Raw genomic sequence first — 23,304 nt, 5'->3', positions numbered from 1 at the left:
GCGAAGGCCGGGGCCCAGTCGCCTCGCAGCCTGTGGCGCGCCAAGCCATCGCGTGGGAGGCAAACCGCCGCGCACCGCCGCGATGACACCGCAACTGGACCCCGGCCTTCGCCGGGGAACGGTGCTGGTAAGGGTTTTGTCCAGTGAACGAAGTCACCGAAACCGCGCCCGAAACGGGCGAAACCACCCGCATGAACATGATTCAGGCGATCAACTCCGCCATGGACGTGGTCATGGCGCGCGACCCCGATGTGGTCGTGATGGGCGAGGATGTCGGCTATTTCGGCGGCGTCTTCCGCGCCACCGCTGGCCTGCAGAAGAAATATGGCAAGACCCGCGTGTTCGACACGCCGATCACCGAATGCGGCATCATCGGCGTCGCGGTCGGCATGGGTGCCTATGGCCTGCGCCCGGTGCCGGAAATCCAGTTCGCCGACTATATCTACCCCGCGCTCGACCAGCTGGTCAGCGAGGCAGCACGGCTGCGCTATCGCTCGGCGGGCGAGTTCACCGCGCCGATCACCGTGCGCTCGCCCTTTGGTGGCGGAATCTTCGGCGGCCAGACGCACAGCCAGTCGCCCGAGGGCATCTTCACGCACGTTTCCGGCATCAAGACGGTGATCCCGGCGACCCCCTATGACGCCAAGGGGCTGCTGATCGCCGCGATCGAGGACAATGACCCCGTCCTCTTCTTCGAACCCAAGCGCATCTATAACGGTCCGTTCAACGGCCATTGGGATCGCCCGGCGGAGAACTGGTCCAAGCATCCCGGCGGTGAGGTGCCGACCGGCTATTACCGCATCCCGCTAGGCAAGGCGGCGACGGTGCGCGCCGGCGAGGCGGTGACGATCCTGTGCTACGGCACGATGGTCCATGTCTGCGCCGCCGTGGTCGCCGATATGGGCGTGGATGCCGAGATTATCGACCTGCGCACGCTCGTCCCCCTCGACATCGAAGCCATCGAGGCGTCGGTGAAGAAGACCGGCCGCTGCATGATCGTGCACGAGGCGACGCGGACCGGCGGGTACGGCGCGGAGCTGTCCGCGCTGGTCCAGGAACGCTGTTTCTATCACCTCGAAGCGCCGATCGCGCGCGTGACCGGCTTCGACACGCCCTATCCGCACAGCCTGGAATGGGCCTATTTCCCCGGCCCGGTCCGTATCGGCCAGGCGCTCAAGAACTTGCTGAAGGACGCCTGACATGGCTCGTTTCACCTTCCGCCTGCCCGATATCGGCGAAGGCATCTCCGAGGCCGAGATCGTTGCCTGGCACGTCAAGCTCGGCGACCGGGTCGAGGAAGACCAGTCGGTCGCCGACATGATGACCGACAAGGCGACCGTCGAGATGGAATCGCCCGTGTCGGGCACGATCGTCGAACTGGCGGGCGAGGTCGGCGATCAGGTGCCGATCGGATCGGCGCTGATGGTGATCGAGACCGATGCGGTGGAGGAAGCCGCCTCGCCCGCGACGGAAGAGGCCGTGCTGGAAGCCGAAAACCCCGGCGTCGAAGAAGCGCAACCTCCCTCTCCCCTCCGGGGTGAGGGGATGCCGCAAGCGGAAACCTCCGACGGATCGCCCGTGGCTGCCCCTCACCCCGACCCTCTCCCCGGAGGGGAGAGGGAGCAGGAGAAGAAGGTCTTGGCCTCGCCCGCCGTTCGGGCGCGGGCGCTAGATCTGGGCGTCGATCTCGCCAGCGTGAAGCCCGCCGAGGGCGACCGGGTGCGCCATTCGGACCTGGACGCGTTCCTGCGTTATGGTTCGGGGCAGGGCTATACCCCCGCCCGCGCCCCCCGCGCCGACGAAGCCGTGCGCGTCATCGGCATGCGCCGCCGCATCGCCGAGAACATGGCCGCGTCCAAGCGCGCCATTCCGCACTTCACCTATGTCGAGGAAATCGACGTCACCGCGCTGGAGGAGACGCGCGCGCAGCTCAACGCCGGGCGAGGCAATCGGCCGAAGCTGACCATGTTGCCGCTGCTGATCGTCGCGATCTGCAAGACGCTGCCCGATTTTCCGATGCTCAACGCGCGTTATGATGACGAGGCGGGCGTGGTGAACCGTTCGGGTGCGGTGCATATGGGCATGGCGACGCAGACCCCCGCCGGGCTGATGGTCCCCGTCATCCGCAATGCCGACAGCCGCAATGTCTGGCAACTGGCGACGGAGATCGGCCGCCTTGCCGAGGCGGCCCGCGCGGGCAGCATCGCCAGCACCGACATGGGTGGCGGCACGATCACCCTGACCTCGCTCGGGCCGCTGGGCGGCATCGCGACGACGCCGGTCATCAACCGCCCCGAGGTCGCGATCATCGGCCCGAACCGCATCGTCGAGCGCCCGGTCTTCCGCTCCGACGGGCGCGGCGGCGAGACGATCGCGCGGGCCAAGCTGATGAACCTGTCGATCAGTTGCGACCACCGGGTCGTCGATGGCTATGATGCGGCAAGCTATGTGCAGGCGTTGAAGCGGCTGCTGGAAACCCCGGTGATGCTGTTCGCCGATTGATCCTATGCGCTGGGCGGGGGCGGGGGCGGGGCATGCGCTTCGACTTCGCCCAGGCTGAACGGATGGGCGAAATCGAAACCAGCGACCGTTCACGCTGAGCGAAGTCGAAGCGCACGCGTGAACCTATCTGCCGGGCGCGCGTCCTGTCCCCGACACAGGAGGATGCCATGCGCGGAATGACGGCGGGTTCGCTGGAAGTGACGTCGGACGGGACGGTGCGCGGAATGGTCGGTGGTGACGTCCTCGTCGCCTCCGGTGTCCATGCGACCATCAAGGGCATGGTGGCGGGCGATGTCATCGTAGAGCGCGGGGCATCGGTGCGGATCACCGGCATGGTATCGGGCCGGGTCGTCAATCTGGGTGGCGCGGTCGAGGTGAGGGGCATGGTCGCCGGGTGACACCTGGCTTGCCATCCGCACCCCAAGCGTGAACAGGGGGCGGCATGACGACCGCTTCATCTGCTCGCACCGGCCTGCTGCTCGGCATCGGGGCCTATATCAGCTGGGGCATATTGCCGCTCTATCTCAAGCTGTTGAAAGGCGTGCCCGCGCTTCAGGTGCTGGCGCACCGCATCCTCTGGTCGCTCCTCCTGCTCATAGTCGTGGTGCTCGTCGCGCGGCGGGGCAAGGCTATTATCGCGGCAGCGCGAGGCCGCACCTTGCTGCTGCTCTGCGCCAGCGCGGCGCTGATCGGGGTCAACTGGCTGGTCTATATCTGGTCGGTCCAGAACAACCATGTGCTGGAGGCGAGCCTCGGCTATTTCATCAACCCGCTGGTCAATGTCGGGCTGGGCGTCGCGCTTCTAGGCGAGCGGATTCGCCGGATGCAGGCGGTGGCGGTGGGAATCGCCGCCATCGGCGTGGTCGTGCTGGCGATCAATGGCGGCGGGGCGATCGGCATTTCGCTGGCGCTGGCGCTATCCTTCGGTTTCTATGGTTTCGTGCGCAAGATCGCGGCGATCGATGCGCTGGGCGGCCTGACGGTCGAGACGTTGCTGCTCGCCGCCCCCGCGCTGTTCGTGCTGTTCCAGGCGAGCGGCAATGGCACGGCAGCGTTCGGGGCGGACCGGCATCTCGACATGCTGCTGATCCTGGCGGGCGCGGTGACGGCGGCGCCGCTCCTGATGTTCGCGGCGGCGGCGCGGCGGATGCGGTACGCGACGCTGGGCCTGCTGCAATATATCGCCCCGACCCTGCAATTTGCGCAGGCCGTGCTGCTGTTCGGCGAGCCGCTCAAGCCCGCCCACATCGTCACCTTCGTGCTGATCTGGGCCGGTTGCGCGCTCTACGCCTTCGACAGCGTGCGGGGGAGCCGGACGCCGGTGACGGCGGAATAGGTTCGCGCGGAGACGCGGAGACGCGGAGGGGGATCGCCCAGCCGCAGGCTGCCTGTTTTCGCCACAGCACGGCTTTGTCTGCCGATCGAAAGGAAGGAGGCCAGTGCGGCACGTCCAGACACCTCCGCGTCTCCGCGCCTCCGCGCGAACAAAACCTATCGCCGCCCGCTCTGAAGCTTGGCGACCGCCCGCCGCAGCACCCCGCGCGGTGCCACCCGCGTGCTGGCGGCGGTCAGCCGGTTGAGCAGTCCCGACACCATCACGGCCTGTCCCCGCTCCAGCGCGGCAAGGCCATCGCGCACCACCTGTTCCGACCCGGAGGCAAAGCGCTCGAACAAAGGCGTCTCGGCCATGCCCGCAACGTCGGCGAACTCGGTCCTGGTTGGCCCCGGGCACAGCGCCGTTACCGTCACGCCGCGTCCTTTCACCTCCTCGTGCAAAGCCTCGGAGAAGTGCAGAACGAACGCCTTACTGGCATAATAGACCGCCATATACGGCCCCGGCTGGAAGGCGGCGGTCGAGGCGACGTTCAGCACGCGCCCGCGCCCGCGCGCCAGCATCGGCGGCAGCAGCGCATGGGTCAGCGTCACCAGCGCCCGCATATTGAGGTCGATCATCCCCGTCTGCGTCGCCAGATCGCTGTCGGCAAAGTCACCCAGCGCGCCATAGCCGGCATTGTTGATGAGCGTGTCGATCCGCAGACCCCGGTCGGTGATCCCGTCGAGCAACGTCTTCACGCCCTCGGGGCGCCCGAGATCGGCGGAGATGACATGCACCTCGACATCCGGCCGCGTTCCCAACTCCTCCGCCAGCGCCGCCAGCCGGTCGGTGCGCCGCGCGGTCAGCACCAGCGTCACCGGCTTGTTGGCCAGCGCCCGCGCAAAATCCGCGCCCAGCCCGGCGGAGGCTCCGGTGATCAGGATGGTGTCGGGCATCGCCATATCCCCAAAAAGGGGCGGCCATCCCTTCGGCCAGCCGCCGTTCGATCCAGGTCTTTAGCAATCCGCGTGGAGCGGACGGGTTCCACCGGATCGCATGGGGGAGATTGGGCGGGGTGATGAAGGGGAAAAGGGCGGCCCGTTTTCCAGGCCGCCCGGCATCCCCTCCCGGCACGGAGCCCTTGGGCTCCCGATGCCTAGGCGTCGTCCCGTTATCGGCCGATCACCTGACATGGCCATTGTCTAGTCCGGTCGGGGTAACGGGCTCAAGCACCTGTTTGCGCTCGGCCGCTTTATGCCTTGCCGCTGTGTCTTTCGAGCAACGGGTATGGGTGCTGGCCACTGGTATCGAAGCCGGGTTAATAGGAGGGCATGACTATCGAAATCCGCCATGACGGGGCCGTCGCTATCCTGACCCTACGGAATCCCCCAAATAATCATCTGGGGCTGGGAACCATTTCGCAATTGGCCGAAGCGTTCGACGATGCGGATTCGGACCCCGCGATTCGCGCCATCCTGCTTCGATCCGAGGGTCGGGTATTCTGTGCGGGCGCCGACCTGGTCCATGCGAACCCGGTCGCCGAGCCGCTGCCGCCGGGCGAGCGCAGCCCATTCTACATGGCGGCGGCACGGCTGTTCGGGGTGGCGACGCCGGTGGTCGCGGCGGTGCAGGGTGCGGCGGTCGGTGCCGGACTGGGGCTGGCGCTGGTCGCTGATTTCCGCATCGCGACGCCGGAGGCGCGGTTCGTGGCGAACTTCGTCCAACTGGGGCTGCATCCGGGCTTCGGCATCTCGGCAGTGCTGGAGCGGGTGATCGGGCGCCAGCGTGCGGCGATGATGCTGCTGACCGGGCGGCGCATCCGGGGCGACGAAGCGGAGCGCTGGGGGCTGGTCGACCAGCTGGTGTCGCCCGATGCGTTGGAGGCGACCGCACTGGCCTTGGCACATGAGATCGCAGCCGCCGCGCCGTTGGCGGTGGCATCGACGCGGCGCACGATCCGGGGGGATTTGCGCGCGCTGGTCGAGACGGCGACCGATCACGAACTGGCCGAGCAGGCGAAGCTGATGCGGACCGAGGATTTTGCCGAAGGGGTGCGTGCGGTCACCGAGCGGCGGCCGGGGCGCTTTGTGGGGCGGTAAAGCCACCTCGCACCCGATCCCGCCCTCCGTTCAGCCTGAACGAAGGGCGGGAAGGCCTCAGCCCTTGCGGGCCGCCAGTTCGGCCTGACGCGCGGGCAGGGCCGCCAGGATCGCGCGGCGTTCCTCGGCGGGCTTGGCGCTCCAGTTGGAAATCTCGCGGATGGTGCGCGCGCAGCCCAGGCACCAGCCGGTCGCCTTGTCCATGGTGCAGACCAGGACGCATGGGCTGGCGAGACTTGCCGGCTGGGGTTCGACAAAGCTGATGATGTCGAGCGACATGGGCGGCGTCAGATCCCGAACGAGACCTTCAGGAAGTCCGGGATCGGGCCGTTCCAGCCGCCGTCATCGGGCGTCTCGTCGGTGTGCGAGCGGCGGCGGTCGCGACGACGATCGTCGCTGCGTGTCTCGCGCGGTTCCTCGCGACGCGCCTGTTCGCGCTGGGGCTGTTCGCGACGGGTTTCCTCGCGACGCGGACGGGCGCGGGGCGCTTCCTCGACCGTTTCCGCCATGGGGGCGTTCGCCTCGACCTCGACCTCGGCCGTGCGGGGCGCGCGGTCGCGGCGCGTGCGGCGGGCGGGGCGCTCCTCTTCCGCCGGGGCGGGGAGTTCGAGACGGTCGATCTTCTGGCCGGTCAGCTTCTCGATATTCTCGAGATTCTCGGCGTCATCGGGCGCGACGAAGGTATAGGCGGTGCCGGTGGCGCCGCCACGCCCCGTCCGGCCGATGCGGTGGACATAATCGTCCGGATGCCAGGGCGCGTCGAAGTTGAAGACGTGGCTGACGCCCTTGATGTCCAGCCCGCGCGCCGCGACGTCCGAGGCGACCAGGATGTTGATATCGCCGCGCTTGAACAGCTCCAGTTCGGCCAGGCGCTGCGGCTGTTCCATGTCGCCATGAATCTCGCCCGAGCGGAAACCGTGCTGCTTGAGCGACTTGTTCAGCTCGCGCACCGTCGTCTTGCGGTTGCAGAAGATGATCGCATTGCGCACCTCTTCCTGCCCCAGCAGCTGGCGCAGGCGCTTGCGCTTCTCGAACGACTGGGGCGCGACCGGCACCACGAACTGGGTGATGTTGGTGTTGGTCGAGGCGGGACGTGCGACCTCGATCGTCTTGGGATTTTGCAGGAACTTGTCGGCCAGCTTCTTGATCGGCGGCGGCATGGTCGCGGAGAACAACAGCGTCTGGCGCTGCGCGGGCAGCTTGGTGCAGATTTCCTCGATATCGGGGATGAACCCCATGTCGAGCATCCGGTCCGCCTCGTCGATGACCAGCATCGAACAGCCGGTCAGCAGGATGTTGCCGCGCTGGAACAGGTCCATCAACCGGCCCGGCGTCGCGATCAGCACGTCGACGCCCTTTTCCAGCGCCTTGATCTGATCGCCCATCGACACGCCGCCAATGAGGAGGGCCATGGAGAGCTTTTGACCAGCGCCGTATTTTTCGAAATTCTCGGCGACCTGCGCGGCGAGTTCGCGCGTCGGCTCCAGGATCAGGCTGCGCGGCATCCGGGCGCGGCTGCGGCCATGCGCCAGGATGTCGATCATCGGCAGCACGAAGGCGGCGGTCTTGCCCGTGCCCGTCTGCGCGATGCCGATGATGTCGCGCATCATCAGCACGGAGGGGATGGCGGAGGCCTGAATCGGCGTCGGCTCGGTATAGCCGGCGTCGGTGACCGTCTTGAGAAGTTCGTCGGAGAGGCCGAGATCGGCAAAGCTCATGCAATTTTCCGGAATTTGGTGCGGAATGGGAATCGCCCCGCACTCGCCCAGCAGCCTATGCCGCTTGCGGATTTGGTGGCGAATGTCAAGTTTTCCACATGGCGGAGGGGGTGGCGGTCGTGGAAATTCCCGTCTTCTTCTCCGTTTCTTCCTCCCCTCCCGCAGGCGGGAGGGGCCGGGGGAGGGCAGGGGGTCTCACCGAGATCGTCGCCTGTGGCGCTCCCTCCCCCATCCCCTCCCGCCTGCGGGAGGGGCGTGCCCGTGGAGTGGGCATGGCGATTTCGATGGCGTCTCGGCTGGCAGAATCGGTTCAGCGCGCCGGGACCAGGGATCGGAACCGCTCGATCTCGCATGTGCGGCCTGCACGGGTGCGGATCGGGTCGCGGTCGGCGCAAATCTGGCCGTCGGGACCGGGGCGGATATAGAAGCTGGAATAATAGTCGAGCTGGCGACAGGCACGCACCAGTCGCGCGCGTACCCGCTTGCCGCCGGTCAGCACGATATCGACCGCACCTTCCTCGGCGGGCAGCGCACCCGCCAGATCCTGGGCGGGGATGCAGCGGGGGCCCTTGCGTTCCTTCCACCGGATCGGAGTGACGGGTGCTGGCGCGGCGCGGGGGACGCGGATGACGACACGCTCGCGGATGACGACCTGCGCATAATGCACGGGTTCACGCCGATCGGCCGCACCCAGCAGGGCGGGCGTCATCAGGGCGATGGCGGCAAGGTTTCGATGGCGGCGCAGCATGTCAGCAGGATCCCTTCATAGGGCCGATGATTGAACGCTTTATGAACCTGGCCTAGGCGATCCCCGTCATGACTCCTGCCCAGACCGCTTTGCTTCAGGCCCTGACCCCCATTTTGGGCGACAAGGGCATCGTCACCGACCCCGCGCTGATCGCGCCATGGGAAGTGGACTGGCGGCGGCGCTTTTCCGGCCATGCCCCCGCGATCCTCGCCCCCGCCGATACGGGACAGGTGCAGGCGGTGCTGCGCGCGGCGACGGAACACCGGGTGAGGCTGGTGCCGCAGGGGGGGAACAGCTCGATGGTCGGGGGGGCGACACCGCCTGACGACGGATCGGCGCTGATCCTGTCCATGCGCCGGATGAATCGTATCCGGCGCATGGACGCGGACGCAGGCATGGTCGTCGCCGAGGCGGGGGTAATCCTGGCCGACCTTCACGCCGCTGCCGAGGCGGAGGGCGTACGCTTTCCGCTGACGCTGGGGGCCAAGGGCAATGCGACGGTCGGCGGTCTCGTCTCGACCAATGCGGGGGGTACGCAGGTGCTGCGTTTCGGTACGATGCGCGGCCTGACGTTGGGTGTGGAGGCGGTGCTGCCCGACGGATCGCTCCATGACGGGCTGTCGGCGTTGAAGAAGGACAATCGCGGTTACGATCTGGGCCAGTTGCTGATCGGCGCGGAGGGGACTTTGGGCATCGTCACCGCCGCCGCGCTGCGGCTGGCACCGGGGATCGCACGCTCGGCGACTGCCTGGGTCGGACTGTCCGATCCCGCCGCCGGTCTGACCCTGCTGCGCCGGTTGCAGGCGGCGACCGACATGATCGAGAGTTTCGAGATCATGCCCGCCGAAAGCCTGGCCGCCGCCGTCGCGCATCTGCCCGGCGCACGCGCGCCGCTAGAGGGCACGCATCCCTGGCATGTCCTGATCGAGGCGGTGACCGGCGATGCACAAGCCGATCCGACCGCGATGCTGGAGACGCAACTGGCCCGTGCGCTGGAGGATGGAGTCGTCGCCGACGCAGTGATCGCCGCCTCGGATTCGCAAGCCGAGGCCTTCTGGCTGCTCCGCCACTCGCTGTCCGATGCCGAGCGCGCGCTGGGTCCGGCGGTGCAGCATGATATCGCCGTGCCGGTCGATGCCATGCCGCGCTTCATGGTCGAGGCGGCGGCGGCGTGCGACGCGCGCTTCCCCGGTACCCACGCCTCGGGCTTCGGCCATCTGGGCGACGGTAACATTCATTTCCATGTCCGCGCCGCGCCCGGCACCGATCGCGACCGTTTCTATGCCGAGGATGCCGCGACCATAACCCGCTTCGTCCATGATCTGGTCATGGCGGCAGGCGGCACCATTTCGGCCGAGCACGGCATCGGCCAGATGAAGCGCGACGAACTCGCCCGCCTGTCGCCCGAACGGGTCGCGGCGATCCGCGCCATCAAGACGGCGCTCGATCCGCACGGTCTGTTCAATCCGGGCAAGCTCGTCGCTTGCGCATGAGGCGCTAGGCCCATAGACACGGACGCAGGACACGCGGCCGGGGGGCTCGCGTGGATCGAGTTTTTTGGAGAATATCATGGCGAGCGCGCCGTCCCTTCCGCTTTTCTACAACGGCCTGGAGCCGCTTTCGAGCGAGGCTCATGCGAACTACAAGGTTCGCCCGCAGGAGACCGCGCCCTTCCTGGTCGGCCAGCACGCCATCCCCGTGACCGTGGACGAATTCCCGCTGGTGCAGCGTTTCATGCCGATCGTCTTCTCGGTCGGCGACCAGCCGATCCCGCTGGCGCTGATGGGCCTGAACGAGGGCGTGAACGTCTTCGTCGATGACGAAGGCCGCCTGACCGAGACGAACTTCTACGTTCCCGCCTATATCCGCCGCTATCCGTACATGCTGGCGCGCCTGCGTCCGGAATCGGAAGAGCTGTCGCTGTGCTTCGATCCGACCTCGCCGACCATCGGCGCGTTCGACGACGGCGAGTCGCTGTTCGACGGCAACCAGCCGAGCGAGCTGACCAAGAATATCCTCCAGTTCAACGAATCGTTCGAACAGGCGGGCGCCCGTACCCAGAACTTCATGAAGGAACTGGGCGAAATGGGTCTGCTGATGGACGGCGAAGTCTCGATCCAGCCGGACGGCGCGGATCAGCCCTTCGTCTATCGCGGCTTCCAGATGATCAACGAGGAAAAGCTGGTCGACCTGCGCGGGGACCAGCTGCGCAAGATGAGCCAGTCGGGCATGCTCCCGCTGCTCTATGCGCACCTCTTCTCGCTCTCGCTGATGCGCGACATCTTCGCCCGTCAGGCGCAGCTGGGCAAGATGCCGCAGCCGCAGCTTCAGCCGGTCGGCTGATCCGATGCGCGGGCCGGTCGTTTCCGCCAGTCCGCGCTACAGCCAGGTCGCGATCGTCTTTCACTGGACGATCGCGGCGCTGGTCGTGGCGAACCTCGCCATCGGGCTGCTCCATGAGAGCCTGTTGCCCGGCACCATTCCGCTGCACAAGGCGATCGGCCTGACCGTGCTGGCGCTGACGGCGGCACGGATCGCCTGGCGCCTGAGCCATCGCCCGCCGCCGCTGCCCGCCGAAATCCCGGTCTGGGCGCGCGGAAGTGCCCATGCGCTCCACGCCACGCTCTATGCTCTGATGATCGCCATGCCGATGACCGGCTGGGCGATGGGCTCCGGCCGCGACGTGCCGCGTCCCGTCAGCTGGTTCGGCCTGTTCGACGTACCGCCACTCCCCATCGGCAAGGCCGCCGCCGGTGTCGGGCACGAGGCGCATGAGATTCTCGGCTGGGCGATGCTGGTGCTGGTGGCGATCCATGTCGCCGCAGCGCTGCGCCACCATTTCCTGCTGCGCGACGGCCTGCTCGCGCGGATGAGTTTCCGGCGGGGGTAAGCCCGTTTGTGGGGTCCCCGATAAAAGGTGCTTGGCTGATTGCTCGCAGCTTGGTTTTTTGCGCATATTGGTGCGCTTCGGAACCAGCATAGGCGGCCGGCGTCGGTGGAAAGCTGTCTTTTCGGTGCCGCTAGACCGTGATCATGCCGCTCGCCCGCAAAATCATCCTGCACGCGCCCATTTCTGACGAGGCGCTTCTCGACGCCTTCGTTGAGCAATGCCTTCGCGATGACGTTTCTCTGGTTGCGGTTGTCGGGCCCGGCTGCTCGCGGATCGAGGACGTTATCGACGAGATTGTCGTCGGCGACGGTAAGGATCCAACGCGTTTTCTCTGCACCACGTCTCATCCCGACCAACCGTTTGAAGACGTAATGAACATGGCGATCATCTGGGAATACGAACAAGGTGATCCAGTGGAAGAAGTGCGGCTGTAGCGAAGTTCACAAGTGGGCGACCACAGATAGCGCGTGTATTGCGTGCCATCGCCTGACGCTCCCGGCGAGGCCGCACGCCCGCTCCGCCACCACCCGTTACGAAAAAATGACGAATTGTGGGGCGGGGGGTTGAACCAAATAGGCCCCTTCTTATTTATATCCTGTACGACGTCGTGTCCCCCCTTTCGCGATGTCGTATGACACGCTTTCAGCGTGTCTCCTCCCTGAACCTTGGCCGCCTCGCGCTCTTCCCCCTTGCGCGAGGCGGTTTTTTATTCGGCGGCCATCGCGGCCGGCTGGCCCAGCGCTTCGGCCGCCAGCGCAGACAGGATGCGGCGGACCAGCATGACCGTGGCGTCGAAACCCGGCCCCGGCGCCTCCAGCGCGGCATCGAGATAGAGCGAGCGGTCGAGCTCCAGCTGGATGGCGTGAATGCCGCGTCGCGGATCGCCATGCCGCTCGACGATATGGCCCCCGGCATAAGGCGCATTGCGGGTGACGGCGAAACCGGCCCCGCGCGTCTCCGCCTCGATCCGGCGGACGAAGCGGGTGGCGGCCGTCATGCCATGCCGGTCGCCGATGACGATGCGTGGTACCAGCCCCGGTGCCCCCAGCGGCGGCATCGAATGCAGGTCGAGCAGAACCGCCACCCCGAACCGCGCCCGCGCCGCCGCCAGTCGTTCCGCCAGCGCGCGATGATAGGGGCGGTGGTCGTTCTCGATCCGCGCGACGATCTCCGCATCGGTGAAGCGTCGGGTCCAGATATCGCCATGCCCCGCCACCCGGCGCGGCACCAGGCCCAGCCCGCTGCGCAGTTTGGCCGAAGCACGGGGCGCCATCCGCGCGCCCTCGTCGATCAGCGGATCACGCTCACGCTCGTCACGGTTCAGGTCGATCCATGCGCGCGGCATATCCTGCACCAGCATCGGCTCGTCGCCGCGCGCCGCCATGCCGACCAGATCGATCAGCCGGTCCTCCAGCGCCATCACGGCGGCGACCGGCACCCGCAGCGCCGCGACCAGCTCCGGCGGATAGGCGCGCCCGCCATGCGAAACCGAGAGGACCACCGGCCCCGAGGGCACCGGATCGCCAAAGCTCTGAAAGGATGCGCCGAAGCTCGGGCTGGCCATTGGCGGCGATCCTATGGCGGCAATCCAATATGGGCAATGGTCTGGAAATCTTAACCGCGCCGCCGCTAAGCTGACCGCCAACATGAATCGGGATGACGCGATGTTCCATATCCTGCTGGCCGAAGACGACGAGGTCATGCGCGAATATCTGACACGGGCGCTGACGCGGTCCGGCTACCGGGTGACGGCGGTCGATCGCGGCACGGCGGCGCTGCCTTTGCTGGAAAGCGAGCGGTTCGACCTGCTGCTGACCGATATCGTCATGCCCGAAATGGACGGCATCGAACTGGCTCAGCGCGCCGCCTCGCTGGTCCCCGACCTGCGGGTGATGTTCATCACCGGCTTCGCGGCGGTCACGCTGAAGGCGGGGCAGGCGGTTCCCAATGCCCGTGTCCTGTCCAAACCCTTCCACCTGCGCGACCTGGTGATGGAGGTGGACCGACTTTTTGCAAAAGAATCGGCGGATGGTGCGATTTAGGGCTTGCCAGCCCCGCCGAAACTGCTAATTGCCCGGCCTCCGGCGGGCGTGTAGCTCAGTGGTAGAGCACTGTGTTGACATCGCAGGGGTCGCAAGTTCAATCCTTGCCACGCCCACCACCCTAAAACGTTGCTATCCGGTCATAAAAACCTCCCACCCCGGAGGGACCGGATAGCGATGTTTTTGGCGCACTTTCGGCGCATCGCGCCGTCAGAGCGCACATCGATTTCCCCGGTAATGTCCTCGAGAGCCTTCGCCACCGAGCCGAACCGACCGACCGCATAGATTTCGGTCGTGCTGTTGGCGTCGTGGCCGAGGAAGCCCTCCAGATCCCATTTGTGCACGCCGCGATCGCGCAGCAGCGTCGCGAGGCTGTGCCGAATCACATACGGCTTCCATTCCCGCGTCGTCGGGAGCTTCAGCTCGCGCAGCATGGTCCGCCAGGACGTGTCGACGTCCAGGATCGACCGGCCGTAGTAATTGACCAGGAAGCCCGCGCCCTTGCGCTTGTCGGCGTCGAGGCGCTGATAAGCGTCCAGCTCGGCCGCCAGCCATTCCTGGAGGATGGGCACGACGGGTATGACGGGGCGGTGCTTGTTGGTCTGCTCGCGGCCGAAAGGATTCAGGTCGAGCGTCGCAGATCCGCGATACCATTGCTCCCGCTCGGGGGCGACGCAGATGTCCACGACGCTATCGGGGCGGGCCAGCGTGCAGATCGAGGCGACGAGGAACGAATGGAGCGAAGCACGCTTCTTCTCCGGCTCGGCCGCATAGGCGACCATGTCGGCGATCGCAGCGACATCGATACGCACCTTACGCGGGCGCGATACCTGTTTGCGGGGCTTCGGCTTGTAGACCGGCCTGCGCTCCGACCTGGGCGGATCGGCGTCGGCCGCGTGATTCAGAGCGGCCGCGATCTGCAACACAGATTCCTCGGTCGTCGCGGCCGCCCGGGGCCGCGATGCCGTTATGTCACCGTCCTTGTTGCGCCAGACGACCGGCTGGTCTTTCGACCAGGCCCTGAACGCTTCGATGAACGGCGTGCCGCATGCGACGGCGCAGGTCGTCTCGATGCCGAACATGCCGCCGGACGCCTCCTGGGCGTCGAGGAAGTCCGCGATGTGCTTCAGCCGTGCGGAAATGCTGCTCGCCGAATCCTTCAGCGCGCCGTGCTCAATCTCATAATCGGCCATCGCGTCGGTCAGCAGGTAGGCAGCGGCCGATGCCAGCGGCTGGCCGCAGGCATGACAATAGGCGGCGGCCTCCCCGCGATCGGCGAGGTAGCGCTGGTCTAGCGCGCAGATTGCAGCTTCGTCTTCCGCTGTACGCGTTGACGCGCTTGCTTCGCGTCGCGCGTCGGGATCGTACCAGAAGATGTACCAGCTGCGCGAACGCTCCGATCCGTCTTCCCGGCGGAGCTTGTCGAGCCAGTATTTGCCTCTGCGATAGAGTGGGCCCGGGCGTGGCGGCATCGTGCTTGTTCCCCCAGATATTCAGTTTTTGCCGTGTGGAGCATGGCGATCAGCCCGAGGCTGACCAGCAAGTCCAGATCGGTCGCAGTCAGGTCGACACCACGGCCGTTCATCGACGCGCGCGAAACGCGTCGGTCGAGTTCGACAATGTGCATCAGATCCTTCTCCTGGGGTTGGGGGTGACACCGGCGGCGCGTTCGAGACGCCGCCATAATCGGTTGAAGTGGGCTTGGCCGATCGCCGGTCCGGGCGAGCAGCAGGCCAACCGGCGCAGGCGCGCCCAGGCGGGCCGCGTCGCCGGGGCGACCAGCTTGCGATGCGGGAAGCAGATCCAGATCGTGAATCGCCCAGCCGGGGTAGTGCGACGGCAACCAGGTACGCGGCAGTTTAGGCGTTCGGTCACCCACGCCCTCCGACCGTGTCCTGCACCTTTTCGGGCGCAATCCCGAGCCGCTGGCGCAGCACCTGGTTGAATTCGCCGTATAGACCAGCCGTCCAATGGACGTTGTCCCAATCGATCGGCCGCACGATCCGAGGGGCGTGCTGATATTCGATGATGAAGGGACGCGGTGCCGCGTGCCGGGTGAAGTGAAAGCCCGCCAGGAGATCGCCGAGCGTCGTGCCCTGCCCGGGCAGCGCGAAGCGATCGAGCGCGAAGATCATTTCTTCGGCACCCTGGTGCCACAGCTTCAGCATGACGGCATAGGCCTCGGTAGGCGGCACCGCCAAGGCGACCACGGTCAGCGTGCCCTCTCGATTGCGGACCAGGGCATGCGGCACCGGGAAGCCCTCCGGATCGACGGTCGAGGCAACCCATTCGTGGAAGACTTCCGTCAGGGCTTTTTCAGCTTGGGTGTTCGACGTCATGCGCGGGCCTCTTCCATGTGGCGATGATGGGCACGCATCAGGTCGCCAATCTCGTCGACGCTGTAGTCGTCGGGCGCTGGCTGGGACCGGAATCCCATCGGGTGGTGCTTCGGCGCGGCCGGGGGGCGGCCGGGGATGTCGAAGCGATCAAGGTCGATCCCCGCCGCCTCTGCGATGGTGATGCCGTGTGCGATCGCCGTGTCCCGCTCGGCCGGGAAGGTGGTCGAGCGTGCCAGGGCGAAGCAGCGCTCGGCGCGGGCGATGTCGCGCGCGGTGCGGGGATTGCCAGCGCTGGTCATGTCCGGGCTTCCAATGCTGCGCAGGCCTTGGACCACATGGTATCGGCCACTGGACCATGACGCGACATTGCCAGCTTGCTGCGGGATGCGCCGGGGATTTCCGCCCAATGCGCCTGGCATACGCGCTGGCCACGCCGGATGATCGTGGAGCAGCTGGCGACCTGACATATCTTCGGCGCCGTTGCCCGGTCGTCAGCCAAGGGTCTTGCCCTCCGCCTTCAGGGCCTCGTACTTCGCGAGGATAGCCGGTCGCGACTCCAGAAGCATGGCCGAGAGGCTTGCGATCCACATGTCGCACATCTGCTCAGGCGTCCGGTCATCACGCTTCACCTGAAGCGAATAGAGCGTGCCAGCTCGGCCGAGATTGGCCGTCACCCGCATCAGGACATAGGCCACCTTATGCGGCTGCAAGGCCAGCTGGGCCGGACCCAAGATGCTATTCACGACCCCCTCGACTTCCTGACTGATGAGGCGATGCAGCGCATCGACGGCATCGGGGACCTGGTCGGACTGATCAACCACGGGTCGGCTCCTTGTTCGCATGGTCGGCGGCGGCGCGGGCGGCGAGGATGCGTTCCTCGGCTGCGAGCTGCTTCAGCAGCTTCGCTGCGTCCTTTGCGGCCGCGATCTGAAGATCGGCGGCGGGGAGCTTTGCTTTCCAAGCCTCCACATAGGCCCGCTTAGAGGCGGGGATCAGCTCGGGTGGCAGCTTGACCACCTCTGCCGCCGCGCGAAGGCCCATCGCCATGTCGATGCTCATGTCTGCGAAGTGCGCAAGCACGTCCGCTTTCGTCACAAGGACCGGGATCTTATCGACGGGGAGTAGGATGAAGCTCACAGGCCCAGCTCCGGGATGACGCCGGGGCCAGCGATCATCCAGTCGACCAGCTCGGCGAGGATCAGGCCGACGATCACGCCGGCGATCGCCAGCAGGGCGATGTCATTCGGGCGGAGGTAACTGTCGGCGGGAGTTTCGACGGGGCGGCAGTCGGTGCAGCGGCACGTCATCGGGTGCAGCGAGGTGGGCGCGGTCGGCTTCATCAGCGTGGGTCCCGTGAATGGAGGGCGGCGAAGGCGCGCAGCGTCTCGATGGCGATGACTTGCGCGAAGATGATGGCGATGACGGCGGCCAGCGCGATGTGCGGGTGCCCCATCAACAGAAAGGCCAGGGCGATACCGGCGGCGATCGCCGTGCCGATGGTCAGGGAGCGCAGCGTAATCGTGACGCGGCGGTGCAGCTCAGCGCTCATGCGGTGGCACCGGCGGACTTGGGTGGCGCGGTCCAGCGGCACGCGGCCTCATGGCCAGCCGTGCATTTGGTCCGGTCCGTCTTGCCGCACAGGATGCAGAGCGGCGTGGTTGCCTCCTCGATGCCGCTGCGATGCCGCTCCAGCTCGAAGATGACCGCGATGTCGAACGGATAGACGCGGCTCAGGACGGCCAGCGTGCTGAGGTCCATCGGCACGATATCAGCCTCAATCCGCTCCAGCCATCCGGCCCGCTCGAAATCGGTCAGGTGGGGCACCGTGTCGATGCGTGCCGCCATGTCATTCAGGGACAGGCGGGCGCCGCGACGCAGGGCCTTCAGATAAGCGCCTGGCGTAATCACCAGCGCCGCTCCGGGGTGATGTCGACGACGATCGGCCGCTGAGGCTGCTGGCTGTCCAGCAGGGTACGCAGATCGAACGTCAGCCGCGATACCTTGAGGAACAGCTCATTCAGCTGCGGCAGCAGAACGGTCTGCTCGGGCGTGTCCAGCACGCAGCCTTCCGGCAACTGCCGTGCGATGCGGTCGCGTGCGACCCGCAGTTCCCCGAATGCGACGTATAGCTCATCGAGATCACACAGCATGGGACGGCCAAGGCTCCGGGCAAAAATTCACCGCTCCGCCGATCGCGTGGGATCGGCGGGGGCGGCTTCGGGTGGGGTGGTCGTAGGGAGTACGATCGGTGGGAGTACGGTCGGCGGCGGCGGTCATGGGGGCTGCTGCACGATCAGGTGCGGCAACGTTGCCTCCAGTACCGCGATGTTTTCGGCTACTTCCCGAGACGCCTCGCGGCGCTGAAGATCAGTCGCGCCCGGCAGCATCGCGATGACGAGGGCGGCTTCTGCCTCCGCTCCCTCATGGATGCACTGGACGGTCAGGTCGGACAGGCTGCCAAAATTGCCGCCCATCACGATTGACGCCGACGCCTCAAAGAGACGCCGATAGGTGTCGAGCATCGGCGCGCCTGCCCCACCGGCGGCGCGCCAGGCGCAGTCGAGCGCCAACGCGGTCTCGATCGGCGGCGTGCGTCGCGTTTCCGGATGACGCCAATCGTCGATGGTCCGCTGCGCCCGGCTGGCAATCTGTCGCACGGTATGGCTGCCGAGATGCTTCTCGATCACCGCCAGCGCTCCGGCGAAGGATGTGGGATCGCGGGGGAGGGTCATCGCGCCGATTCCCCAAATGGTCGGCGGCGCGCAGCCCCGGATGAATTTACCCACCGCCGACCCACGACGGTCCGTCGACCGCCGAGACGATTTGCGGAAACGCTGGACGACCGCAAACGCATTTCACCGCGATCGGCGGTATCGCCGTGCGATGCGGAACAGGTCGCCAGCAGCATCAACCCCCGAGGAAGGCGCTGCTGGCGCTCGCCACCCGACTGGCGGACGAGATCGGAATGGATTCGGCGCATCACGACCGCGCCTGCTCGATCAGCGGCGGGGCGGCTGGCGTCGGGGTCGCATCTTCGCGCGGATACAGGTCCGGGCGAAGGTCGTGGCGAGACACTTCGCTGGCGGCTTCCATTCCCAGCACATGCTCTGGAGGGCACTTCTTCGCTTTGCGAAGCCAGTTGTGCACTGTGGGCTGCGACACCCCGCGACACCGCGCGGTGGCCGACTGTCCGCCTATCCGGCGGACAGCCAGCTCAAGCGCTGCGAGCATCGTGAGATTCGAGTCCATGCACGCAACTATAAGGTTGCTTATAGGTGAGTCAACACGAGACTGATGTGGCACCCTATAATTTCGTTTATAGGGTGTGTAGCCGATGATCGGCGAACGCATCCTCTTACGCCTTAGCGCCCTAGGGAAAAGTCAGTCCTGGCTGGCACGGCAGGTCGGTATTACCCAACCAGCTATCAACGGATTGATCCGCGGGACATCCCGTTCATCGGCGCACTTGCACAAGATCGCACGGGCGCTGCTGACCTCGCCGGAGTATCTGACCGGCGAAATCGACGACCCGGATGAAAATGCGGCACCTCCGCTTCCGGAGCCTCAGTTTCAGCCAGTGACCTTCGAAGTCATGTTCCCGAGCCAGCCAGCGCTGGAGCAGATGTTTGCGGGGCTTCTTCTGGCGTCGGAGGGGATGTCGACGGACGAACTCGCTCACGAGTTATCAGTGCAGCTTCCCAAAGCGCTCGCGCTCGCGCGATCCGCTCGGCCGTCGCATCGGGCCTACCAGCCCGTGCATCGTGAAGAAGATTCTGAAGCGTCGCATGACGCTCGCTCAGCGCCTTTGCGATAGTGGCGCATCTCAGGGGGCATTGGGGGCAAGCCAGGGGGCAGGCGGGATTCGACAACAGGTACTCATTCACGAATTTGCAGGCCTCCAGAGGGTGGCCGGATGGGAGGGGGCGGCGGACTAATTTTGGTTAGTTAACCGTCGAAGACAGTCAGGGGGGACGATGGCACAGGGGCAATCGAACATTCCGAATTTGCTCGGGATGGCACGCACGGCAGTCGAGGCCGGGAATGACGAGGAGGCGATCGCCTACTTCAACCGGGTATTGGAAGCGGATCCAACCGTTTCCGAGGCATGGTGGGGCAAGGGTCTGGCCGTTGCCCGGCTGTCCAGCCTGAAGAACATCAGACTACGTGAAACGGCGGTGGCGTTCGGTCATGCGATCGGCACTGCCGCCGATGACGAAAAGCCGGGTATAGCTTCCCAAGCTGCTGCCGAGCTGACCAAGCTCGGGTCCACGATTTTTACGAACGCTCAGCTCCATTGGCGCGAGTTTCGCACGACGGATGGGGCCTGGTCGACTTGCGTCAATGCGGGGCTGGAGGTCATCGAGGCGCTTCAGACCATCCAGAAATGGCAGCCGGGCTATGTTCCGGCGCAGCTCGAGATCGTGACGATCTGTGTCACCCTGCTTAATCAGGGCGTCGGGCCGAAGCTGGATGCGCAGTGTCGGGAAACGCTGGATCAGACGGTCGCGGACATCCAGGTGCAGGACCCGGAATATGTCCCGCCTGCGCTGGCGGCTGAAAGCGCGGCCGCCAAGGAGGCGCGTGCCGTTGAGGCGAAGGCCAATTCGGACGCCATCGGTTACGTCGTGCTGTTCATCGTTCTCATCGTTGGCGGCATCATCACTGCGATGGCGCGTGCGAAGGGCTGAACTGATCCTTGCCGCTGCGTTTTTAAGCGTCGCATCATCGCCAGCAATGTCGAGGTCTGTTGCCTGTTACGCGATTGATGGCGACACACTGCGTTGCGGTCAGGAGCGCATCCGCCTGATCGGCATCGACGCGCCCGAGATGCCGGGTCATTGCAGGCGAGGGCGGTGGTGCGTTGCGGGGGATCCCTTTGCCGCGCAGGCAAGCCTGCAGCGTGCACTCGTCGGGCCGATCGCCATCGAGCGCGTCGGCCGCGATCGATACGGCCGGACGCTTGCATTCGTCACCGGCGCTGGCGTAAATTTATCGTGTCACCAGCTCCGACGCGAACAGGCGGCCTATCGGCGCGATTGGGATGTAGATGAACGCATCGGTCGATGTCTAAAGGGTGGCCTACAGACGGCGCCCAAGGGGAGGCCATAATAGCGGCAAACCCCAGGGTGACGTAAGCTACAGCTTGTCCGTGACATCCCAGCCCATATGGTTTGCCATGCGCTTTGCTAGGGCACTCCAGCGCAAGATTTCCATGAGATGGGCTATCATCCTGTCTTTTGCATCGGACTCGGTTGGCACAGGTCGGATACCACCTAGGCCTGAGTCATCCAGCTTTCGGGAGATTGCGAGGGGGTTTGGTATGTAGACGGCATCACCCACCGGACCAGTCCAATTGCTTGCACTGCGTTGCATCACAATGATCCAAGCGCCGTCGTCCTGTTCCAGCAGAGTTAAGTCCGACCAAGTATCACCTTCTGGGACCTCATCGTGCTTAGCGGTTATTACCGATAAAACCCGCCCCTCAACACGAACATCTGGCTTACCGAGACGCTGAACAACCAATTTGACCTTAGGATATGCCATAATTTTCCTCCCAATGTGGTGTTTCAGCGAAAGATGGTCAGCTTGTTTTATACACTTGCGAGTGAGATTCATAGCGAAGTGGTGTGACGTACCGCTTAGTCCAGCAAGGCTGGCAGCATTTTAATACACACTATACACATTATCCCCTTGCCCTCCTATGACGCAGTGTGTATATACACACTTATGAAGGGGGAAGGAGATGACGAGTAGGGAAGTTATAAAGCGGATCGGAGCCGACGGATGGTACGAGGTCCGGCAGAGTGGAAGCCACAAGCACTTCAGGCACCCCACGAAGCCCGGAACAGCCACCGTCCCCCACCCGAAACGTGAGATGCCAATCGGGACTTTAAAGAGCATCGAGAGGCAAACGGGGGTGAAGCTGACCTAAGGGTCAGCGGATCCCCCCGACTCCCAACCATCTCTCCACCCAAGGCGTAGAAAGGATGTGTCATGGCCATCGCATATTATCCCGCGATCATCGAACGCGCCCCGGACGGGTATGGCGTTTTCTTCCCGGACGTTCCGGGATGCACCTCGCACGGCAGCACGCTGCAACAGGCGGCGCGTAACGCCGAAGTCGCGCTGAACGGGCATATCAAGGTGTCCGTCGAATATGGCGACGAAATCCCGGCTCCGTCCGATCTGGATGCGGTTGCCCGCGATCCGGATGTGGACGAGGCGGCACGCATCCTGGTGCGGGCCGATCTGCCCGGCAAGCAACGTCGGATCAACGTCACGATGGACGAGGGCCTGCTGGCCGCAATCGACCGGGCTTCGACCAACCGTTCGGGGTTCCTGGCGGAAGGGGCGCGGATGCTCCTGGCGGCGCGCGGCTGAGCCGAACGCGAGGGCGCATGACCATCCAAACCATCCCCTTCGACGCGGCGGAATATCTGACCGGCGACGACGACCAGGCCGAGTTGCTGGCCGACGCACTGGCGGAAGGCGACCCGGCCTACATCGCGGCCGCGCTCGCTACTATCGCGCGTGCAAATGCCCGCCAGCCCAAGGGAGTGACGTATGAGTAAGCCCGAGGTCTGGCACTTTTGTAACCCTCTCGGCGTGCAATGCGCGCTAGAGACTCTGTACGTCTGGCAGACCATGATTACGGGTGTTCTGGCTGTCACCGCCGCCTTGATTGCAGCCGGTCTTGCGAACAAGCAACTGCGCATAGGCAGGGATCAGGTTCAGGCTGCGCGAGACCAAATCAAGGCGCAGATTGACGATGAGGAGGACCGGCGGCGGCGAGCGCTGCGCGCAGCCCGAGCATCATTGCCCGGTGTTTTGACAGCAATCTGTGACCATGCAGAGGACGTCTTGACGGCGCTTACTGACGCATGGAACGTTAGGTCGCGCCGGGCTGGTGGTGGGCCGGTGCGCGATCTTGACGTTGTTACTGTTGATGTGGCGCGCTTTCCTGAAAGCCTAGTGAAGCCCTTGCAGGAAATCCTGTTGCACGTCGATGACGATGCCGTCCACGACCGGATCGCGAGCATATTCCGAGAGGCGCAAGTTTTAGATGCGCGCACCCGGCCTCTTGCCGCAGGAAGAGACATAACTGCTTCTTGGCACAAGGAAATGCTAATTCAGGCGCTCGCGCTACACGCGCGCGCAACATCTCTCTTCGCCTTTGCGAGGGGTAGCAGCGACACGGTCGAGGATGACCTATGGGATCGCGTTCATTCGGCGGTGAGTGTTACGCATCTCGACCTGCATTTTCTGATCGATCAGATCGAACGAGACAGGGATCAGGGGCTGTCGCCTGGGGAAGGCGATATCAAATCCATAGCCCAGATTTTACAGCAGCGACGTGGCAGGATGGTTGCCAACCGATAGAAATATTGGACTTGCCTTAATAAGTTTGTTCCGTTTTCGTTCTGCCATGAACGATCCTGTGATTGTGCAAGCGCCGCGCCATTACTCGATCACGATCGTCGGAAGCGTGGACGCGGTCCGTTCGCGAAACGCCGTCAATCGCCACGCGCTGGCCTATCTGCTTGATCGCCTTTTCTGTAAGCGTCCGGTGTTCCCCGCCTTGCTGACGAGGTGATGCGCAAGCCACAGGTGCGGCACTGTGGCAGGCACCGGTGCGGCATTATGGCGACGC

The 23,304-nt window shown here is 65.3% G+C and carries 34 protein-coding genes and 1 tRNA gene; 18 read left to right on the top strand and 17 right to left on the bottom strand.

The genetic code is table 11. The features are described from left to right. Positions 1-191: 191 nt before the first annotated feature. The 4 genes from GGQ89_RS09220 to rarD all read left to right on the top strand — a co-directional run bounded on the left by GGQ89_RS09220 (position 192) and on the right by rarD (position 3,838). Positions 192-1,199, top strand: coding sequence for an alpha-ketoacid dehydrogenase subunit beta (locus tag GGQ89_RS09220; RefSeq protein WP_056431918.1), 1,008 nt, complete (start codon positions 192-194; stop codon positions 1,197-1,199). A 1-nt stretch (position 1,200) separates the two neighbouring features. Next, the gene (locus tag GGQ89_RS09215; protein WP_184105551.1) at positions 1,201-2,502 is read left to right on the top strand and encodes a dihydrolipoamide acetyltransferase family protein; all 1,302 of its coding nucleotides are present in this window, start codon (positions 1,201-1,203) and stop codon (positions 2,500-2,502) included. 167 nt (positions 2,503-2,669) lie between these two features. Beyond that, positions 2,670-2,900, top strand: coding sequence for a hypothetical protein (locus tag GGQ89_RS09210; RefSeq protein WP_056431785.1), 231 nt, complete (start codon positions 2,670-2,672; stop codon positions 2,898-2,900). A gap of 44 nt (positions 2,901-2,944) precedes the next feature. Then, on the top strand, positions 2,945-3,838 hold the full coding sequence (gene rarD / locus GGQ89_RS09205) for an EamA family transporter RarD (RefSeq protein WP_184105550.1): 894 nt from the start codon (positions 2,945-2,947) through the stop codon (positions 3,836-3,838). 155 nt (positions 3,839-3,993) lie between these two features. Here rarD and GGQ89_RS09200 read toward each other — a convergent pair whose 3' ends face one another. After that, positions 3,994-4,773 carry an SDR family NAD(P)-dependent oxidoreductase gene (locus GGQ89_RS09200; RefSeq protein WP_184105549.1) on the bottom strand — a complete coding sequence of 260 codons (780 nt, stop codon included), beginning with the start codon at positions 4,771-4,773 and terminating at the stop codon, positions 3,994-3,996. Positions 4,774-5,148: 375 nt separating this feature from the next. Here GGQ89_RS09200 and GGQ89_RS09195 point away from each other — a divergent pair, with 375 nt between their 5' ends. Then, on the top strand, positions 5,149-5,916 hold the full coding sequence (locus GGQ89_RS09195; RefSeq protein ID WP_184105548.1) for an enoyl-CoA hydratase/isomerase family protein: 768 nt from the start codon (positions 5,149-5,151) through the stop codon (positions 5,914-5,916). 57 nt (positions 5,917-5,973) lie between these two features. Here GGQ89_RS09195 and GGQ89_RS09190 read toward each other — a convergent pair whose 3' ends face one another. The 3 genes from GGQ89_RS09190 to GGQ89_RS09180 all read right to left on the bottom strand — a co-directional run bounded on the left by GGQ89_RS09190 (position 5,974) and on the right by GGQ89_RS09180 (position 8,382). After that, positions 5,974-6,195: a DUF1289 domain-containing protein gene (locus GGQ89_RS09190; RefSeq protein WP_058716795.1), complete on the bottom strand. Its 222-nt coding sequence runs from the start codon at positions 6,193-6,195 to the stop codon at positions 5,974-5,976. Positions 6,196-6,203: 8 nt separating this feature from the next. After that, positions 6,204-7,634, bottom strand: coding sequence for a DEAD/DEAH box helicase (locus GGQ89_RS09185; RefSeq protein ID WP_184105547.1), 1,431 nt, complete (start codon positions 7,632-7,634; stop codon positions 6,204-6,206). A 310-nt stretch (positions 7,635-7,944) separates the two neighbouring features. Further along, on the bottom strand, positions 7,945-8,382 hold the full coding sequence (locus GGQ89_RS09180) for a hypothetical protein (RefSeq protein WP_056431799.1): 438 nt from the start codon (positions 8,380-8,382) through the stop codon (positions 7,945-7,947). A 68-nt stretch (positions 8,383-8,450) separates the two neighbouring features. Between GGQ89_RS09180 and GGQ89_RS09175 the strand changes: the two genes are divergently transcribed. The 4 genes from GGQ89_RS09175 to GGQ89_RS09160 all read left to right on the top strand — a co-directional run bounded on the left by GGQ89_RS09175 (position 8,451) and on the right by GGQ89_RS09160 (position 11,706). Then, positions 8,451-9,875 carry an FAD-binding oxidoreductase gene (locus GGQ89_RS09175; protein WP_184105546.1) on the top strand — a complete coding sequence of 475 codons (1,425 nt, stop codon included), beginning with the start codon at positions 8,451-8,453 and terminating at the stop codon, positions 9,873-9,875. A gap of 76 nt (positions 9,876-9,951) precedes the next feature. Beyond that, positions 9,952-10,725 (top strand): SapC family protein, encoded by a 774-nt coding sequence (locus GGQ89_RS09170; RefSeq protein WP_056431924.1) that lies wholly within the window; start codon positions 9,952-9,954, stop codon positions 10,723-10,725. A 4-nt stretch (positions 10,726-10,729) separates the two neighbouring features. Continuing rightward, positions 10,730-11,272: a cytochrome b gene (locus GGQ89_RS09165; protein ID WP_184105545.1), complete on the top strand. Its 543-nt coding sequence runs from the start codon at positions 10,730-10,732 to the stop codon at positions 11,270-11,272. Between the two features lie 143 nt (positions 11,273-11,415). Next, positions 11,416-11,706 carry a hypothetical protein gene (locus GGQ89_RS09160; protein WP_184105658.1) on the top strand — a complete coding sequence of 97 codons (291 nt, stop codon included), beginning with the start codon at positions 11,416-11,418 and terminating at the stop codon, positions 11,704-11,706. A 272-nt stretch (positions 11,707-11,978) separates the two neighbouring features. Here the strand turns inward: GGQ89_RS09160 and GGQ89_RS09155 are convergent, their stop codons facing one another. Continuing rightward, the gene (locus GGQ89_RS09155; RefSeq protein WP_184105544.1) at positions 11,979-12,836 is read right to left on the bottom strand and encodes an N-formylglutamate amidohydrolase; all 858 of its coding nucleotides are present in this window, start codon (positions 12,834-12,836) and stop codon (positions 11,979-11,981) included. 100 nt (positions 12,837-12,936) lie between these two features. On the opposite strand from GGQ89_RS09155, the gene cpdR reads away from it, so the two are divergent. Together cpdR and GGQ89_RS09145 are read left to right on the top strand one after the other, a co-directional pair. Continuing rightward, positions 12,937-13,314: a cell cycle two-component system response regulator CpdR gene (gene cpdR, locus GGQ89_RS09150; RefSeq protein WP_056431930.1), complete on the top strand. Its 378-nt coding sequence runs from the start codon at positions 12,937-12,939 to the stop codon at positions 13,312-13,314. Between the two features lie 44 nt (positions 13,315-13,358). Beyond that, positions 13,359-13,433, top strand: a tRNA-Val gene (locus tag GGQ89_RS09145). A gap of 21 nt (positions 13,434-13,454) precedes the next feature. Here the strand turns inward: GGQ89_RS09145 and GGQ89_RS09140 are convergent. From GGQ89_RS09140 to GGQ89_RS20265, 11 genes are all read right to left on the bottom strand, one after another. Continuing rightward, a complete protein-coding gene (locus GGQ89_RS09140) occupies positions 13,455-14,786 on the bottom strand; it encodes a site-specific integrase (protein WP_184105543.1) in 1,332 nt (443 codons plus the stop codon). Between the two features lie 399 nt (positions 14,787-15,185). After that, positions 15,186-15,653, bottom strand: a complete 468-nt coding sequence (locus GGQ89_RS09135; RefSeq protein ID WP_184105542.1) for a hypothetical protein — start codon at positions 15,651-15,653, stop codon at positions 15,186-15,188. Beyond that, the gene (locus GGQ89_RS09130; protein ID WP_184105541.1) at positions 15,650-15,952 is read right to left on the bottom strand and encodes a hypothetical protein; all 303 of its coding nucleotides are present in this window, start codon (positions 15,950-15,952) and stop codon (positions 15,650-15,652) included. Before GGQ89_RS09130 ends, GGQ89_RS09135 begins: the two co-directional genes overlap by 4 nt. Before the next feature lie 192 nt (positions 15,953-16,144). Further along, positions 16,145-16,474 (bottom strand): hypothetical protein, encoded by a 330-nt coding sequence (locus tag GGQ89_RS09125; protein ID WP_184105540.1) that lies wholly within the window; start codon positions 16,472-16,474, stop codon positions 16,145-16,147. Then, positions 16,467-16,712, bottom strand: a complete 246-nt coding sequence (locus GGQ89_RS09120) for a hypothetical protein (protein WP_184105539.1) — start codon at positions 16,710-16,712, stop codon at positions 16,467-16,469. Before GGQ89_RS09120 ends, GGQ89_RS09125 begins: the two co-directional genes overlap by 8 nt. Positions 16,713-16,786: 74 nt before the next feature. Next, positions 16,787-16,993, bottom strand: coding sequence for a hypothetical protein (locus GGQ89_RS09115; protein WP_184105538.1), 207 nt, complete (start codon positions 16,991-16,993; stop codon positions 16,787-16,789). Continuing rightward, positions 16,993-17,202: a hypothetical protein gene (locus GGQ89_RS09110; RefSeq protein ID WP_184105537.1), complete on the bottom strand. Its 210-nt coding sequence runs from the start codon at positions 17,200-17,202 to the stop codon at positions 16,993-16,995. The genes GGQ89_RS09115 and GGQ89_RS09110 overlap by 1 nt, the downstream gene beginning before the upstream one ends. Continuing rightward, entirely contained in the window at positions 17,199-17,561 is a 363-nt protein-coding gene (locus GGQ89_RS09105; protein WP_184105536.1) for a helix-turn-helix domain-containing protein, read from the bottom strand. Before GGQ89_RS09105 ends, GGQ89_RS09110 begins: the two co-directional genes overlap by 4 nt. Continuing rightward, positions 17,558-17,803 carry a hypothetical protein gene (locus tag GGQ89_RS09100; protein WP_184105535.1) on the bottom strand — a complete coding sequence of 82 codons (246 nt, stop codon included), beginning with the start codon at positions 17,801-17,803 and terminating at the stop codon, positions 17,558-17,560. Before GGQ89_RS09100 ends, GGQ89_RS09105 begins: the two co-directional genes overlap by 4 nt. Positions 17,804-17,926: 123 nt before the next feature. Beyond that, positions 17,927-18,385, bottom strand: coding sequence for a hypothetical protein (locus tag GGQ89_RS09095; RefSeq protein WP_184105534.1), 459 nt, complete (start codon positions 18,383-18,385; stop codon positions 17,927-17,929). Positions 18,386-18,632: 247 nt separating this feature from the next. Continuing rightward, positions 18,633-18,884, bottom strand: a complete 252-nt coding sequence (locus GGQ89_RS20265) for a transcriptional regulator (RefSeq protein ID WP_280529163.1) — start codon at positions 18,882-18,884, stop codon at positions 18,633-18,635. A gap of 103 nt (positions 18,885-18,987) precedes the next feature. Between GGQ89_RS20265 and GGQ89_RS09085 the strand changes: the two genes are divergently transcribed. Together GGQ89_RS09085 and GGQ89_RS09080 are read left to right on the top strand one after the other, a co-directional pair. Further along, entirely contained in the window at positions 18,988-19,467 is a 480-nt protein-coding gene (locus GGQ89_RS09085) for a helix-turn-helix domain-containing protein (protein WP_184105532.1), read from the top strand. Positions 19,468-19,666: 199 nt separating this feature from the next. Then, the gene (locus GGQ89_RS09080; protein ID WP_184105531.1) at positions 19,667-20,341 is read left to right on the top strand and encodes a hypothetical protein; all 675 of its coding nucleotides are present in this window, start codon (positions 19,667-19,669) and stop codon (positions 20,339-20,341) included. Positions 20,342-20,789: 448 nt separating this feature from the next. On the opposite strand, the gene GGQ89_RS09075 is transcribed toward GGQ89_RS09080, so the two are convergent. Next, complete coding sequence (locus GGQ89_RS09075) at positions 20,790-21,269, bottom strand: hypothetical protein (RefSeq protein ID WP_184105530.1); 480 nt, start codon at positions 21,267-21,269, stop codon at positions 20,790-20,792. A 127-nt stretch (positions 21,270-21,396) separates the two neighbouring features. Here GGQ89_RS09075 and GGQ89_RS09070 point away from each other — a divergent pair, with 127 nt between their 5' ends. From GGQ89_RS09070 to GGQ89_RS09050, 5 genes are all read left to right on the top strand, one after another. Next, positions 21,397-21,585, top strand: coding sequence for a type II toxin-antitoxin system HicA family toxin (locus tag GGQ89_RS09070; RefSeq protein WP_184105529.1), 189 nt, complete (start codon positions 21,397-21,399; stop codon positions 21,583-21,585). Positions 21,586-21,647: 62 nt separating this feature from the next. Next, the gene (locus tag GGQ89_RS09065) at positions 21,648-22,034 is read left to right on the top strand and encodes a type II toxin-antitoxin system HicB family antitoxin (protein WP_184105528.1); all 387 of its coding nucleotides are present in this window, start codon (positions 21,648-21,650) and stop codon (positions 22,032-22,034) included. A gap of 17 nt (positions 22,035-22,051) precedes the next feature. Next, the gene (locus GGQ89_RS09060; RefSeq protein ID WP_184105527.1) at positions 22,052-22,225 is read left to right on the top strand and encodes a helix-turn-helix domain-containing protein; all 174 of its coding nucleotides are present in this window, start codon (positions 22,052-22,054) and stop codon (positions 22,223-22,225) included. Beyond that, positions 22,218-23,033: a hypothetical protein gene (locus tag GGQ89_RS09055; protein WP_184105526.1), complete on the top strand. Its 816-nt coding sequence runs from the start codon at positions 22,218-22,220 to the stop codon at positions 23,031-23,033. The genes GGQ89_RS09060 and GGQ89_RS09055 overlap by 8 nt, the downstream gene beginning before the upstream one ends. Positions 23,034-23,079: 46 nt before the next feature. After that, a complete protein-coding gene (locus GGQ89_RS09050; protein ID WP_184105525.1) occupies positions 23,080-23,247 on the top strand; it encodes a hypothetical protein in 168 nt (55 codons plus the stop codon). The last annotated feature ends 57 nt before the right edge of the window (positions 23,248-23,304 follow it).

Source organism: Sphingomonas yabuuchiae, from assembly GCF_014199595.1.
Classification (GTDB): Bacteria; Pseudomonadota; Alphaproteobacteria; order Sphingomonadales; family Sphingomonadaceae; genus Sphingomonas; species Sphingomonas yabuuchiae.
The sequence above is the reverse complement of the archived record's forward strand: the minus strand, read 5'-3'. Positions and strand labels throughout refer to the sequence as shown.